Here is a 15,176-nt window from a genome sequence, read left to right on the forward strand (position 1 = left end):
GCTGCGCTTATCCCCCCAACAAAATCCAAACCTGCGTCGGATAAGCGCTAGCGTCATCCGACGCAGGTTTTACTTTAGTTACTCGCCATTTTCACAGGCTCTTCAGACTTCTTATCGTTGCCTGCAATGAACGGGCTCCACGGCTGAGCGCGTACTGGTGCATCGGTCTGCCACACCACGTTGAACTGGCCGTTGCCTTCAATTTCACCAATCATCACCGGCTTATGCAGATGGTGGTTGGTGGCGTCCATGGTGAGCGTAAAGCCAGACGGCGCTTTGTAGGTTTGCCCTGCCATCGCCGCGCGTACTTTGTCCACATCCGTAGTTCCGGCTTTTTCCACCGCCTGTGCCCACATATGGATGCCAACGTAGGTTGCTTCCATCGGGTCGTTGGTGACAACGGTGTCAGCATTCGGCAGTTTGTGGGCTTTGGCGTACGCTTTCCATTCGGCGACAAACGCTTTGTTGGTTGGGTTATCAACCGATTCAAAGTAGTTCCACGCCGCCAAGTTGCCGACCAGTGGTTTAGTGTCAATCCCGCGCAACTCTTCTTCACCGACCGAGAACGCCACCACCGGCACATCGGTTGCTTTCAGGCCTTGGTTGGCGAGTTCTTTGTAGAACGGCACGTTGGAGTCACCATTAATGGTGGAGATAACCGCGGTTTTGCCGCCTGCGGAGAATTTCTTGATGTTGGAAACAATGGTCTGGTAATCGCTATAGCCAAACGGGGTATAAACTTCTTCGATGTCTTTATCCTGCACGCCTTTGGAATGCAGGAAAGCGCGCAGAATCTTGTTGGTGGTGCGCGGATAAACGTAATCGGTGCCCAGCAGGAAGTAGCGTTTCGCCGCTCCGCCATCTTCGCTCATCAGGTATTCCACTGCCGGAATTGCCTGCTGATTAGGTGCAGCCCCCGTGTAGAACACGTTTGGCGACATCTCTTCACCTTCGTACTGCACCGGGTAGAACAGCAGCCCGTTCAGCTCTTCAAATACCGGCAACACAGATTTGCGCGATACCGATGTCCAACAACCAAACACCACCGCCGCTTTATCCTGGCTTAACAGTTGGCGCGCTTTTTCAGCGAACAGCGGCCAGTTTGACGCCGGATCAACCACCACCGGTTCAAGCTGTTTACCCAGTACGCCGCCTTTGGCGTTAATGTCAGCGATGGTCATCAGCGCCACATCTTTGAGCGGCGTTTCAGAGATAGCCATAGTGCCGGACAGCGAGTGCATGATGCCCACTTTGATGGTGTCGGCAGCTTGTGCGCTGAAGGCCAGCCCCATGCTGACTACCGATGCGGAGAGCGCGAAAGCTTTAATGAAGGTGCGACGTTGCATAGTGTGTATACCCCAGATTTAACCCGAATTAGCGAATAACCCCATGCTTCGCCTGATGAAGCATATGGAGAGTAATTTGACGGACCTCTTTCTGACTTGCGGCTATATGGTCGTGTAAGCGGGTCTGCGCCTCCTGAAGTTGACGGTTCAAAATGGCGAGCAAAATCTGTCCATGCTCGAGATATGTGGCACTTACGCGCGGACGTTTGGTGAAATCCAGTCGCCGCACAATACGAATTTTTTCGGTGATTTCGCGATGGACCCGCGCCATTTCCGGGTTTCCTGTGGCCTCAACCAGCGTCATATGGAACACCTCGTCGTGGCTGGCAACTTCAGCACCATCGGCCAGTTGTGGCGCATCAATCCAGAACTGTTTCAGCGCCTGAAGCGGCAGCGGACGCACCTCTGTGGGCAACATACACAGACGTTTTACGGCTTCGAGCTCCAGTACAATGCGCAGATCGTAGAGCGACTCCAGATGATCGAAATCCACCGCTTTTATCTGCCAACCGCTGCGTGGCTGTACCTCGACATACCCTTCTTGCTCAAGGGCATACAATGCCTGGCGCACCGGAGTTCGGCTCGCGGCCATGCGCACCGCAATGTCGTTCTCACTAAACCTATCGCCGGGCAGCAACTGGAAATCAAAAATTTCCTGCTTCAACAAGCGGTAGATACGCTCGGCGATGCCTTCGGGTTTCTTATTCACACCGCATCCAGCCACAGCAATGCATCACCCGGCCCTACCTGGCGACCCTGCTGGCAACTGATACGAATAACGGTGCCATCGCAAGGTGCGCTCACCATCAGCTCCATTTTCATGGCTTCCACCACGATCAACGGCTCGCCCTGCTTCACAGCCTGTCCTGGCTCCACAAGGATCTTCCAGATATTGCCGTTGAGATCCGCGCTCACCAGCTGACCTGGCTGATCTTCAACCAACTCTTCTTGCGCAAGCATCGCGCTCTCGACCGCAGCACTTTCCTGCTCCTTCCAGTGCGCCACTTCACTGACAAACGCACGCTGTTGGCGCGAGCGGAAATCAGCAATGTCGTCGGCGTTGTCGGCAAGAAAGGTGGTGTAAGCGGCAAAATCGAACTCGACCTGTTCAACACGCACCTCGGCACGTCCTTCACGGAAGGCGCTACGAAATTCAGTCAGTTCGTCTTCGCTGACCGGATAGAAACGCACCTGGTCGAAGAACTTCAGCAGCCATGGCTCATCACCAAACTGTTCGTTCTTAAGGAATTTGTTCCAGATTGGCAACGTACGCCCAACCAACTGGTAGCCACCCGGCGAATCCATTCCGTAGATGCACATATACATACCGCCAATACCGACGGTGCCTTCGGCAGTCCAGGTGCGGGCCGGGTTATATTTCGAGCTAAGCAGGCGATGGCGCGGGTCGAGTGGCACCGCGCAAGGGGCGCCGAGATATACATCCCCCAATCCCAGAATCAAATAACTGGCGTTAAAGATGATGTCCCGTACTTCGTCACGGTGCGCCAGGCCATTGGTGCGCTGAATGAAATCGACGTTATTGGGCAGCCATGGCGCTTCGGCGCGCACGGTTTCTTTGTAACGTTCAACCGCCGCAAGCGTGGCGCTGTCTTCAAAGGCCATCGGCAGATGCACAATACGCGACGGAATTTTGAGTTTCGTGACATCGCCCAGCTGTTTTTCCAGACCCAGCAGTAAAGTCAGTAATTGCGACTGGGAAATATGCTGGCTGTCATAACGCACTTGCAGCGAACGCACACCCGGCGAAAGCTCTTCAATACCGGAAACTCCGGCCTGTTTGATGGCTTTCATCAGCAGATAAATACGCAGGCGCAGCGCCAGATCCAGCACGTTGTCGCCGTATTCGATCAGCACATAGTTGTCGCCCGCCTGGCGGTAAACCACGGCAGGTAAATCACTCTGAGCATCCAGTTCTGCGAGAATTGCCGCACTTGAGGTGGTGGTCGGTGTAATCGACGGGTGCAAATCCGGCAGATTTAACACATGTAGCAAATTAGTAACTGCCACATCTTGTGCAATTTCCAGCGACTGCGCATGTTCAAAGGTGATCGCGTGGAAACGAATGCGGTCGCCCGGCTTCACCTGCCCGACTTTCCACAGTTCTGCTTTGGCAATGGTCACCGGGCAGACAAACCCGCCCAGACTTGGGCCATCACGCGTCAGGATCACCGGGAAGTCGCCGGTAAAGTTCACCGCGCCAATCGCGTATTCACAATCATGAACGTTGGAAGGATGAAGCCCCGCTTCGCCACCATCAGCCCGCGTCCATTCAGGTTTAGGGCCGACCAAACGCACGCCGAGGCGGTTTGAGTTGTAGTGAACCTGCCACTCGGCTTCAAAGAACGTCTGCATGGATTCAGGGGTGAAGAAATCAGGTGCACCATGCGGCCCGTACAACACGCCAATTTCCCAGACATCGCTGTATTGCGGGATAACTGCCGGTTCCGGCGTTTGCGGCAGTGAAATCGGCGCAGGCGTGGTGCACGCCGGTAAGCACGGTTGGGAAATCGCCAGCACATCTGCCACGCGCAAAGTGCGCCCGGCATGACCGCCGAACTGCCCGAGGGCAAATGTAGAACGGCTGCCGAGATAAACCGGCACGTCGAAACCATTGCGTACCGCCAGATAAGTGCGACAACCCGAGGTTGCACGCCCCAGTTTTAACGTCTGCCCCGCCTTGACGATCACCGGCTGCCAATATGGGACTTCTTCGTCATCAAGCGTTGCTGGGCAATCTGCACCGGTTAACGCGATAGTTGCGGCGCTATGGAAACGCAGCGTCGGCCCCTGCAAGGTAAATTCAAGACCTGCGGCAGACGGATGGTTGCCAACAATGCGGTTGGCAAGACGGAACGCAAAATCATCCATTGGGCCGGACGGCGGCACGCCAATATCCCAGTAACCCAGGCGGCCAGGACTGTCCTGCACGCTGCTCCAGGTGCCGGGTTCCAGCACTTCAATGGCATGAGCCTGGTAAACCACGTCATCCAGCAGGCGGGTCCACATCACTCCAGCTTTAAATTCCGCCAGTTGCACAATTTGACGCAGGTAATCGAGGTTGGTCGCAATACCGTGTAAACGCGTGGCGGCAAGTGCCGTGTTCAGTTTACTTAACGCCTGCTGACGATCGCCACCGTAAACGATCACTTTGGCGATCATCGGATCGTAAAACGCACTGACTTCACTGCCGGTACTGACCCAACCATCGACCCGCACATCCTGCGGGAAGTAAACGTCAGTCAACACGCCAGGACTTGGCTGGAAGTTTTTCAGCGCATCTTCGGCGTAAATACGCACTTCGATGGCGGCCCCTTTTGGCGGCTGCGCTAAACGCTGCCAGTCAAGCATGACGCCTGCGGCGACGTTAATCATGCATTCGATAAGATCCAGCCCGGTGACCATTTCGGTGACCGGATGCTCGACCTGCAAACGGGTGTTCACTTCGAGGAAATAGAACGCATCACGGGCGGCGTCGTAGATAAATTCCACGGTGCCGGCGCTGCGGTAATTAACTGATTCACCGAGTGCCACGGCTGCGGCATGAATCGCTTCACGCGTGGCTTGCGGCAAGTTGGGTGCCGGGGTTTCTTCCACCACTTTCTGGTTGCGACGTTGCAACGAACAATCACGTTCGCCCAGCGCGACCACCTTGCCTTTGCCATCGCCAAAAATCTGCACTTCAAGATGGCGCGCACGGTCGACAAAGCGCTCGATAAACACGCCATCATCGCTGAAAAACTGCTGGCCCATACGTTTTACGCTCGACCAGGCATCAATCAGGCTCGCTTCATCCTCGCAACGTGTAAGACCAATTCCCCCGCCACCTGCGGTGGTTTTCAGCATCACCGGGTAGCCAATTTCAGCCGCCGCCAGCTGCGCTTCTTTCAGGGTCAGCAACAAGCCCGTTCCCGGTGTCATCGGCACATCAGCTTTAAAAGCCAGTTCACGAGCGCGGTGTTTCAGGCCGAAATCCCGAATTTGTTCGGCGGTTGGGCCGATGAACACCAGCCCGTTATCAGCACAGGCCTGGGCAAACTCCGCGCGTTCCGATAAAAAACCGTAGCCCGGGAATATCGCCTGCGCACCGCTCGCTTTAGCAGCGGCAACGATCTTCTCAATATCGAGGTAACTGTCCGCTGCTTTTTCGCCACCGAGCGCAATCGCCACATCGGCATCAATCACATGCTGCGCGTTAGCATCAGGGTCGGAGTAAACAGCAACACTGCCGATACCCATTTTTTTGAGCGTTTTAATTGCCCGAACGGCAATTTCACCGCGGTTAGCTATCAATACAGAGCTAAACATTGTCGTCTCCTTAAGCGCTATGGTGGCGGGCAAGCCAGGCTTTCCAGCCGCCCCACGCGGTGATATCCGTGGCATCTGAGAGTACTGCGGGTTCGCAGATAAACCCTTTCACGTTGCGACCATCTTCAAGCGTCAATGTGCCGATCCCCAGTGGAGCCGGGATTTCCGCCACAAACTCGCCAAAGCGCGCCAGCGGGATATCCCACAGCTCAACTGCAATCGGTTGCCCTTCGGAACTGCGTGCAAGGCCCGGTTTCGGCGGCTGAGTATTAGCCAGCGCGTAAAGGCGGTAATTGGCGGCAGTAAAGGATTCTTCGATAAACACCGCATTACGGGTGGTGAGCTGGTGGTTGAGCGGCATTCCGCGCAGATGTGCGCCCACGACAGCAACGCGAACGTGATTGGCTGATGGTTTTTCGGCATTACTCGCAGGCAGCGTTTTATCGGTGGCGCCTAATGGCAAATTCAATGCCTGCTGCCAGCTGTTCCCGAAGTGACTCAACGCCTGGTCATGCCATGCGGGTGCGATAAGCGTTATCCCGGCAGGGATTCCATCGGCGCGGAAATCACCCGGCAGTGCTAAAGCACAAAGGTCAGCCAGGTTCGTAAAGTTGGTGTAAGTGCCAAATTGCGAGTTGTAGCGCACCGGTTCTTGCGCCATTTCAGCAAGGGTATGAATGGTCGGTGACGTTGGCACCACCAGCGCGTCAAACTCGCTGAGCTGTGCGTTAATTTTTTGCGCCAGCTCAGCACGGGTGTATTCCGCCTGCCAGGCATCGCAAGCCGTGTAATTCAGACCGTTTGCCACAATACCGCGCACGGTGGGGTCCATCGCTTCAGGCTTGTTTTTAAAAATCTCGCCAACCGCCACGGTGCGCTCTGCCACCCACGCGCCGTAATAAAGCTGCTCGGCCAACTGGTTAAAGGCCGTGAAATCAATCGGCACCAGTTCCGCGCCCTGCTGCTGCAAACGCAGCAAGGTTTTGGCGAATGCGTTTTCGCTTAAGGTGTCACCGAAAAATTCAAGACGGTCGGGAATGGCAAAACGGAGTTTTTCACTAAAGCGTGCCGGTGCAGTTTGCGGGTTTGAACGGGAGTACGGATCTTGTGGATCGTAACCACCAGCAACGGCGGCTACGGTTTGTGCATCTTCAACGGTTAGCGCGAACACCGAAACACAGTCATTCAGGCGACATGCAGGGACGACGCCTGTGGTAGAAATCCAGCCTTTGGTGGGTTTCAGGCCAACAATATTGTTAAACCCGGCCGGGACGCGCCCGGAGCCTGCGGTATCGGTTCCCAGCGAGAAGCACACCAGTCCACGCGCCACCACCGATGCGGAGCCAGAGCTTGAGCCACCGCTGACATATTCCGGGTTAAAGGTATTTTTCACCGCACCAAATGGTGAGCGTGTGCCAACTAACCCGGTCGCGAACTGATCGAGGTTAGTTTTACCTACCACAATTGCACCAGCCGCTTTCAGACGAGCGATTACCGTTGCATCTTTTTCTGGTGTATAGGTAAAAGCAGGACATGCGGCGCTGGTGGGCATTCCGGTGACATCAATATTATCTTTCGCCGCAAAAGGAACGCCTAATAAAGGAAAATCGGTCGCTTGTTTTTCACCAGAATTAATCGCCTGAAAAATTGTGGTTAATTGCGCATAGATTTCGTCATGCGTCGCAATATATATCCAGGCGTTATCATCACGGGATAAATCTGCATCTAATTGCTGATATGCCGCCACAAGTTGTTGCGGATGCTGGCGGTAACTGGCTACCCATTCAGACAAAGTCGCTACTGACATAAACTGGAATCCCATCTGGTATACAAGATGAGATGAATAAAGCATTTAGCGTGCCAGGTATTTACAGCGCTGATAATCAAGAGATTTAAATATACCTAAGAACGCATCATTCATTTTTCGCACTCTTATAGAGCGAAGGATTCAGTTATTTATCCAGAAAGGTGCAAATAAACAATGTCATAATATTTTCTTATGCTTATTAATAAATCGGTCGTTTTGTAGAGTAGATAACCGCGGCACACATAAAAAATGTCATGCTCATGATTTGATAGTGTGATCAACCACCAGGAAAGCAAATTAACCATACAATACCCTAAGTATCGGCTTAGATATGGCATTAACACCGCATGCGAATGCGCAGAATAGAATACGATTCCATCACAGATCGAACTTAGGTATAGCGCCAATAGCTGCTTATACTTCCTTAAAATGTCTAAAGGCAAACGAAAATGAATAAGCCCGCCCCTACCGGTTTATTGCAGCAACCTAAACCGTTTTTTATGATTTTTTTTGTTGAGTTATGGGAGCGTTTTGGATACTACGGCGTGCAAGGTATTCTGGCCGTTTTCTTCGTTAAAGAGCTCGGTTTTTCACAGGAACAGGCCTTTGTTACCTTTGGTGCCTTTGCCGCTCTGGTTTACGGGCTGATCTCAATCGGTGGTTACGTTGGCGATCATTTATTAGGAACAAAACGCACGATGGTTCTTGGTGCCGTGGTACTGGCGCTGGGCTACTTTATGACCGGTTTGTCGCTGCATAATCCTGATATGATCTTTATTGCCCTGGGCACCATTGCGGTGGGCAACGGGCTATTTAAAGCCAACCCGGCCAGTCTGCTTTCGAAATGTTATCCGCCAAAAGATCCCCGTCTGGACGGCGCATTCACCCTCTTTTACATGTCTATCAACATCGGTTCTTTGTTGTCTTTGTCTCTTGCTCCCGTCATTGCCAACAAATATGGCTACGCCGTTACCTACAACCTGTGCGGCATTGGCTTAGTCTTCGCATTGCTGGTTTATTTCTGCTGCCGTGGCATGGTGCGCGACATTGGCTCGGAACCCGATAGCAAGCCGATGAGCTACAAAAACTTACTGCTGGTTTTAGCGGGAACTGTGCTGATGATTTACGTTTGTGCCTGGCTGATGCATAACGTAAAAGTGGCCAATATTGTGTTAATTGTGCTGTCCATCATCGTGATTTTCCTCTTCTTCCGTGAGGCCGCGAAGCAAAACAAAAGCGATCGCAACCGCATGTACGTCGCTTTTGTGCTGATGATTGAAGCGGTACTGTTTTACATTCTGTATGCCCAGATGCCGACGTCGCTGAACTTCTTTGCTATCAATAACGTGCGCCATGAAATTCTCGGTTTTACTATTAACCCCGTCAGTTTTCAGGCTCTGAACCCATTCTGGGTGGTGGTCGCCAGCCCCATTCTGGCTTCGCTGTATACCCGTTTTGGTGCCAAAGGCAAAGATCTGACGATGCCGGCCAAATTCACTCTTGGCATGTTCCTGTGTTCGTTAGGTTTTTTAACTGCCGCCGCTGCTGGCATGTGGTTTGCTGATGCGCAAGGACTGACCTCACCCTGGTTTATCGTGCTGGTGTATTTGTTCCAGAGTTTGGGTGAACTGATGATAAGCGCGTTAGGTTTAGCAATGGTTGCAGCGCTGGTGCCGCAAACTATGATGGGCTTTATTCTCGGGATGTGGTTCCTGACCCAGGCTGCGGCCTTCCTGCTCGGCGGCTACGTTGCCACCTTCACGGCAGTGCCAGAATCCCTTAACGATCCGCTGCAAACGCTGCCGATTTATACTGGTGTGTTCAGCAAAATTGGCATCACAACCTTTGTTATCGCGCTGATTATGGCCGCAATGGTGCCGTGGCTAAACCGTATGATGAATATGCAACCGGAAGTGAAAACCGCTTAACTTCTTCGTCTTTGTTTCTTATCACGCCGCCTTCAACGAAGGCGGTTTGTGATAACACTTTCTGAAACTTAAATAATGGTGCCGCCTTTAGTTAAATCATCACGGCGCTGTTCCACTTCCGCTTTGTGATGATGGCCCTTCTGCGCAATGGCGTTACGTAAACGCTGTTGCTGTGCGTAACGGTCTTCGCGGGTTAATTCAGCATCGTCGCTCAGTTCAATCAGCAACTCATTCATATGCTCAATCACATTTTCAGTTACCGCTGCGTCTACGCGGGCAATTACGTCTTCAAGGTGCGCCATAACAATCTCCTTAATTTTTGTACCGACACCCTAACCTTTTCAGGTGAGGAATCAATAAATTTATCTCTATCGCTATGACTCGGCAGCAATTTTTCAAGCATAAGTATCACCGTCCTGCCCATTCACTCATGCATTTTGCAGAATGCATCCAGAGCATCGGACAACGCAGACGGATTTTCCCACGACATTGAATGCCCGCAGTCTGGTAATACTGTAGTCGTGATTTTCAGGGTTTGAACTTTAGTGAAATCGCTATCGGGCAAGGAGCTTTCACCGAATATTAAGTTTTTTGGTATCTTCAGATGCGCGAAAATTTCAAACCAGTTACTCCCGGTTATCAGGCTATCGGCCCCTCGCCAAACAGCCCAAGGTGCGGCAACCGATAAACTTCCTGCCCAAGGGCCCGTTTCGTCGGCAACCAAAGATGTATGGATGCGTGCGACATAATTATCTTCTGTATAGCTGCATATTTGTTTGCTGAAAAACCCACCTCCTGGATGAAAGTTGGGTTCAGAAACAATCAACGCGCACAGACCTTCAGCTAATCGTTGAGAAGCCTCAATACAGATACTGCCGCCCATGCTATGACCATAGAGAAAGAACTTTTTCAAACTGAGATGGGAAATCAGTTCGGCAACGACTGCAGCCTGCTCGGTAATGGAATAACTGAAATCTTTGGGTTTCTCGCTGTAGCCGTAACCGGGGAGGTCGATAAGAATCGCCCTTCGTCCAGCAAAATTTTTATCAGCAACGACGCGAGGATATTCATAAGATGAGGCGCAACCGAGGCCATGAACAAACACCAATGGCGTTCCACTTCCGGGCAAGTCCAGCCAGCGAACGCGGCAGTTTGCGATAGAAGAGAAAAACGATTCCATACCATTAATCTTCAGAAGCAGTATGGGAAGAAACACCCAATATTTTGTTCATATTGATACCGGTGACAGCAAAACCGTTAGTTTCATAGACCTGTCTGGCTCTGCGGTTATCAGCAGCCACCCGAAGTTTGATCTGGTTATAGCCTTGCTGAATTAGCCGCTCTTCCAGACTTTTCATCGCCTCACTACCCAGCCCCAGGCCACGAAACTGAGGAAAAAGATAAAAGTCGTTGATGTAAACAGATTTTAGTTCTGAGTCCGGCTTATACCATAGATAGCCAATATGCTGTTCTTCACCCAAATGGGTTTGTGTAATGCATAACACGACCTGCCCGGCACTCTTTTCACCGTCCGGGAAACTTGCCTCTGTCTCACGTCGCGCCTGTAACAAAGCATCCGCTTCGGATAGTCGATAACTACTGGCTATCTCACTTGCATAATCCACAACGAAGTAATCAACAAAGGCCAGAAAATCATGGCGTAACATAGGTCTGAACGTAACCATTTTTCATCCTTGTTTGTGTATTTACCGAGTCCAAAATATGACGCTTCCCAAATCAGGAAGCGTCCGTCGAGATTAATTCAATTTCGCTTTCGAGAAATCACTGCCATTCAGGCTAACGCTATAACCCGTCACATTACTGCGTGTTGCGTAGAAAGTTTTACCGTTTGCCAGTGGGATCCACGGCGCTTGTTGATAGAACACTTCTTGCGCCTGCTCATAGAGTTTAGCGCGCGCAGCCGGGTCGCTGATCAGTTTCGCTTTTTGCGTTAACGCATCGTAATCTTTGTCGCACCAGCGTGCGGCGTTAGAACCACTCTTGATGCTGCCACAACCAAGCAGAGTATCTGCGAAGTTATCCGGGTCGCCGTTATCACTCATCCAGCCAAACAGTGCGGAGGAGTGCTCACCCTTACGCATGCCTGAAAGGTATTCGCCCCACTCAAAGGTGACGATTTTCGCGTTCACACCCACTTTTGCCCAGTCATGCTGAATCATCTCGGCGATACGACGGGAGTTCGGGTTATATGGACGCTGCACCGGCATTGACCACAAATCCGTATCGAAGCCCTTCTCAAGTCCTGCTTGTTTTAACAGTGCTTTGGCCTTTTCAGGATTATAGGTGCGATCGTTGAGATCTTTATTGAAACCCAACATTGTTGGCGGGATTGGAGATTTAGCAATCGTACCCGACCCCATAAACACTGCATTGATAATAGCTTGTTTATCTACGGCGTAATTCAACGCCTGGCGTACCAACACGTTATCAAATGGCTTTTTGGTGGTGTTAAACGCCAGATAACCGACGTTCAGGCCATCTACCGTGTGTAAAGTCAGATCTTTGTTGGCTTTAATGGCATCAAATTGCACCGGAGCCGGGGCTGGAATAATCTGGCATTCGTTCTTCTGCAATTTCGCCATACGCGTCTGGACGTTTGGTGTAATGGAGAAGATCAGATGTTTGGTTGGCACTTCACCATTCCAGTAGTTCGGGTTCGCAACATAGCGAATCAACGAATCTACTTTATATTCCTGCAACGCAAACGGCCCTGTGCCGATTGGCGCAGTATCCACTTTTTCAGGTGTGCCCGCTTTTAGCATCGCATCAGCATATTCTGCGGAAAGAATTGAAGCGAAATCCATACCCCAGTCTGCAAGAAATGCCGCGTTAGGTTCGCTCAGGGTGAACTGAACGTGGTTATCATCAAGTTTTTTAACTTCGGTTATCAGCTTATCGAGCCCGACATCATTGAAGTATTCGTAAGTCGCCTGCGACACGTTGTGGTACGGGTTTTTCGGGTCCTTCTGGCGCATGACTGAGAAAACGACATCGTCAGCATTGAAATCGCGGGTCGGCTTAAACTCTTTATTGCTATTGAACTTCACGCCTTTCCGCAGGGTAAAAGTATACGTTTTACCATCCGGGCTGATTTTCCATTCGGTAGCCAATGACGGTACCGGTAAGTTATCGCTTGGGCGAAATTCAACCAGGCGGTTATAGAGCGTCTGCGAACTGGCAACAAACGTAGGGCCGGAGCTGGCAATTTGTGGGTTGAAGGATTCTGGTGAGGCCTCTGAACAATAAACTAGCGTGTTATTCGCTGCAGCCAATGCAGCCGTTGCGGGTAAGAAACTGCTGAGCAACAGTGTGAGAAGTGTTTTCCCTGTCGACATAGTTGTGCCTTTTGTATGCTTGCCAAATGAAAAGTGAACTTATAATTTTGAGCGTCAATAACACCATAGCTCTTATATTCTGACAAATAACAAAAGGCTCTCAGGTTATTCATTAATAGTGATATTCGTGCGTTTTTACGCCACCGGCAGCACAATACACCACCACACTCATTTACAATGACGCAACAAACCGCTGTAAGATCGCTCGCGAAAAAGGCGTATCGCTCACTGCGGCTAATAAGGCATCACGGTCCTTGCCTTTCATCGCCACTCTTTCACTACGGCTGGTAATGATTTTATTCATCACTGGCGCACTAAATTCTGGGTGGAATTGCACCGAAAGTGCAGTCGATGAATAGCGGATAATCTGGTGCGGATCGTGACTGGATGCTGCAAGTACCACGGCACATGACGGTAGCGTGAGCACGCTTTGCTCGTGGCTTAAAAACGTATCAAAAGATGTTGGCAAACCTTCAAGTAACGGGTCATGACGTGCTGCATCATTCAAGCTGACGGCAATTTGCCCCACTTCGCTGCCTTGCGGATGGTAATCCACTTTTCCACCCAGCGCGTAAGCCATTAACTGGTGCCCGTAACAGACACCTAATACCGGAACTCCCGCGTCGATAATCTCACGCAACCAGTTGGCCGTACGCTCACTCCACTCTTCATGGTCGGTGACCATCGCCCATGAACCCGAAATCACCGCACCGCTAAACGTACCCGCCGCTGGCAGTCGTTCACCTTCGAAGGGGCAAACAACTTTAATTGGGCCAACATCACCTAACGCGGTTTTAAACCAGTCAGGCTGTTCGCCAACAGCCGTGCGAATATCAGCGGGAGGATGGCCCATTTGAACTAGCAATAACGGTAGTGTTTCTGACATTGATTGAACGCCCTATTGATTTTGGGATGACTTTAATCAGTAGCACAAAACCTGCGAACGCCCCAAAGACTTAAGTGCAATCGCCCGATAATTAGAAAAAAGTGCCATCTCTTCCGCCGTTTGCCTGTGCCAGGAATCCGTAAAATGGAAAGTGTGAAAATGGCTCAAGCGGAGCTGAAAACAGCAGGATTGATGACGTGGCAAAAACATTATTGCGCAGCGGATGCTTAGATGACTTCCTTTCGCTTGGCGAAAACGGGCAAACGGTTTTCGACTCAGCACTACAAATTCGCGAAACATTACGCTTACGCAAACAGCAAGCAGTGGTCGATAGCCTGGCGATCCCTCAGCCAAACGATGAAGGCGATCGTGTTGACTGGTACGCCCCCTTTGAAGGTAGCGTTGTCAGTTGGGCTGCCGCCAGTGATGAGCAACGCAAAAAAGCCCTGCGCTATCTCGATAACTGCCAGGCCAACATCGCCTCGCTGATTCAGCGTTGCCAACAGGCGGAAAAAACGTCCATCCAACTTTTTGGCTCGTTACTCGCCAATACATTGCAGTTTCCGGGTAGCCAGCATGTTTATCTGGTAGACGGGAAGCCAGTCATCACTTTTTGGGGCTTTGTGACGCTAAATAGTAGTGCCCGCCCTGATCCACTGGATTGCTTACGCATTGCTGAAGAACACGAGCCGGTTATTGAATTCCTGCCAGAACCGGCGCCTGCTGCGCCACCTGTCATGGTGTTAAGCGAACCCGATGAACCCCTCTATTCCGTGGCGGCACTCACTTCTGTGGCACCCCAAAATGATGAGCCATTGGTATCAGCGCCAGAGCCTGAAGTCGTGCGTGAAACTCCCGTCACGAAAAAGCCGAAGCGTTGGTTGCTACCTGTTGCAGCCGCCATCATCGCCTGTATCGCCGCCCCGCTCTCTTATTATCTGGTATCGGCACCACATGCCGAACCTTTAGCCCAGAAACAAGCGGAAGTTAAACCTCAGACCATCGCTCCGGCAGCCATTAAGGCAGCACCTGTGGCCCATGTTTCAACGTTGCCTGTCGCACAGGCTGCAGTCGTTGAACCACCAGCAGCGGAACCAGAACCTGCTGTAGTGGCAACAACTACACCGGCAGCTGAGATACCTAAAGGCACGCTGGTATTACCAGCTGATTCGCTAAAAATTGGCTCGACTAAATTCCTCAACGGTAACTGGCGTGTGGCCATCAACGTTAAAGATTCCATCACCGGCAAACCGCCTACGCTGCGTTATCAAATTGCTAACAACAAAGGCAATGTGCGGCTGGTGCATGGCGACAATATTGTCTGCAAAGCAGAAGTATTCTCAGGGCTTATGCAGTCCGGTACGTTGATGATTAAAACCCGTGGCAATGCGCGTTGTAGCGATGGCTCACGCTATCCGCTGCCGGAAATATCCTGCAAACCTGGCGAGAATGATGTCGCCGAGTGCAGTGGGCGCTACGAGGAGGACACCGTGGTTCCTGTGACATTTAAAAAAGTGGGTGATTAAT

General features: G+C 51.5%; 11 protein-coding genes. 2 read left to right on the plus strand and 9 right to left on the minus strand.

Annotation, left to right across the window (positions count from 1 at the left end; translation table 11 throughout):
- Positions 1-74: 74 nt before the first annotated feature.
- From urtA to atzF, 4 genes are read right to left on the minus strand one after another with little or no spacing between them, the layout of a single operon-like run.
- Entirely contained in the window at positions 75-1,346 is a 1,272-nt protein-coding gene (gene urtA, locus EDF88_RS02590) for an urea ABC transporter substrate-binding protein (protein WP_064518784.1), read from the minus strand.
- Positions 1,347-1,374: 28 nt separating this feature from the next.
- Entirely contained in the window at positions 1,375-2,055 is a 681-nt protein-coding gene (locus EDF88_RS02595) for a GntR family transcriptional regulator (protein WP_134182694.1), read from the minus strand.
- Positions 2,052-5,672 carry an urea carboxylase gene (uca, locus tag EDF88_RS02600; RefSeq protein ID WP_134182696.1) on the minus strand — a complete coding sequence of 1,207 codons (3,621 nt, stop codon included), beginning with the start codon at positions 5,670-5,672 and terminating at the stop codon, positions 2,052-2,054. The genes EDF88_RS02595 and uca overlap by 4 nt, the downstream gene beginning before the upstream one ends.
- A 10-nt stretch (positions 5,673-5,682) precedes the next feature.
- Positions 5,683-7,479 (minus strand): allophanate hydrolase, encoded by a 1,797-nt coding sequence (gene atzF, locus EDF88_RS02605; RefSeq protein ID WP_134182698.1) that lies wholly within the window; start codon positions 7,477-7,479, stop codon positions 5,683-5,685.
- A 449-nt stretch (positions 7,480-7,928) separates the two neighbouring features.
- Here atzF and dtpB point away from each other — a divergent pair, with 449 nt between their 5' ends.
- Positions 7,929-9,407, plus strand: a complete 1,479-nt coding sequence (gene dtpB / locus EDF88_RS02610) for a dipeptide/tripeptide permease DtpB (protein WP_064546835.1) — start codon at positions 7,929-7,931, stop codon at positions 9,405-9,407.
- 68 nt (positions 9,408-9,475) lie between these two features.
- Here dtpB and EDF88_RS02615 read toward each other — a convergent pair whose 3' ends face one another.
- The 5 genes from EDF88_RS02615 to EDF88_RS02635 all read right to left on the minus strand — a co-directional run bounded on the left by EDF88_RS02615 (position 9,476) and on the right by EDF88_RS02635 (position 13,649).
- Positions 9,476-9,709, minus strand: a complete 234-nt coding sequence (locus EDF88_RS02615; RefSeq protein ID WP_064518779.1) for a DUF2526 family protein — start codon at positions 9,707-9,709, stop codon at positions 9,476-9,478.
- 122 nt (positions 9,710-9,831) lie between these two features.
- Entirely contained in the window at positions 9,832-10,587 is a 756-nt protein-coding gene (locus tag EDF88_RS02620) for an alpha/beta hydrolase (RefSeq protein ID WP_134182700.1), read from the minus strand.
- Between the two features lie 4 nt (positions 10,588-10,591).
- Positions 10,592-11,092 carry a GNAT family N-acetyltransferase gene (locus EDF88_RS02625; RefSeq protein WP_134182702.1) on the minus strand — a complete coding sequence of 167 codons (501 nt, stop codon included), beginning with the start codon at positions 11,090-11,092 and terminating at the stop codon, positions 10,592-10,594.
- A gap of 72 nt (positions 11,093-11,164) precedes the next feature.
- Positions 11,165-12,763: an ABC transporter substrate-binding protein gene (locus EDF88_RS02630; RefSeq protein ID WP_134182704.1), complete on the minus strand. Its 1,599-nt coding sequence runs from the start codon at positions 12,761-12,763 to the stop codon at positions 11,165-11,167.
- A 172-nt stretch (positions 12,764-12,935) separates the two neighbouring features.
- Positions 12,936-13,649 (minus strand): glutamine amidotransferase, encoded by a 714-nt coding sequence (locus EDF88_RS02635; protein WP_134182706.1) that lies wholly within the window; start codon positions 13,647-13,649, stop codon positions 12,936-12,938.
- Between the two features lie 197 nt (positions 13,650-13,846).
- On the opposite strand from EDF88_RS02635, the gene EDF88_RS02640 reads away from it, so the two are divergent.
- The gene (locus EDF88_RS02640; RefSeq protein ID WP_134182707.1) at positions 13,847-15,175 is read left to right on the plus strand and encodes an SrfA family protein; all 1,329 of its coding nucleotides are present in this window, start codon (positions 13,847-13,849) and stop codon (positions 15,173-15,175) included.
- Position 15,176 lies beyond the last annotated feature (1 nt).

The sequence above is a fragment of the Buttiauxella sp. BIGb0552 genome, assembly GCF_004366275.1.
Taxonomy (GTDB): domain Bacteria; phylum Pseudomonadota; class Gammaproteobacteria; order Enterobacterales; family Enterobacteriaceae; genus Buttiauxella; species Buttiauxella gaviniae.

Coding starts and splice junctions, on each gene's coding strand:
- urtA (WP_064518784.1), bottom strand. CDS start 1,346: ATGCAACGTCGCACCTTCATTAAAGCTTTCGCGCTCTCCGCATCGGTA.
- uca (WP_134182696.1), bottom strand. CDS start 5,672: ATGTTTAGCTCTGTATTGATAGCTAACCGCGGTGAAATTGCCGTTCGG.
- atzF (WP_134182698.1), bottom strand. CDS start 7,479: ATGTCAGTAGCGACTTTGTCTGAATGGGTAGCCAGTTACCGCCAGCAT.
- dtpB (WP_064546835.1), top strand. CDS start 7,929: ATGAATAAGCCCGCCCCTACCGGTTTATTGCAGCAACCTAAACCGTTT.
- EDF88_RS02615 (WP_064518779.1), bottom strand. CDS start 9,709: ATGGCGCACCTTGAAGACGTAATTGCCCGCGTAGACGCAGCGGTAACT.
- EDF88_RS02620 (WP_134182700.1), bottom strand. CDS start 10,587: ATGGAATCGTTTTTCTCTTCTATCGCAAACTGCCGCGTTCGCTGGCTG.
- EDF88_RS02625 (WP_134182702.1), bottom strand. CDS start 11,092: ATGGTTACGTTCAGACCTATGTTACGCCATGATTTTCTGGCCTTTGTT.
- EDF88_RS02630 (WP_134182704.1), bottom strand. CDS start 12,763: ATGTCGACAGGGAAAACACTTCTCACACTGTTGCTCAGCAGTTTCTTA.
- EDF88_RS02635 (WP_134182706.1), bottom strand. CDS start 13,649: ATGTCAGAAACACTACCGTTATTGCTAGTTCAAATGGGCCATCCTCCC.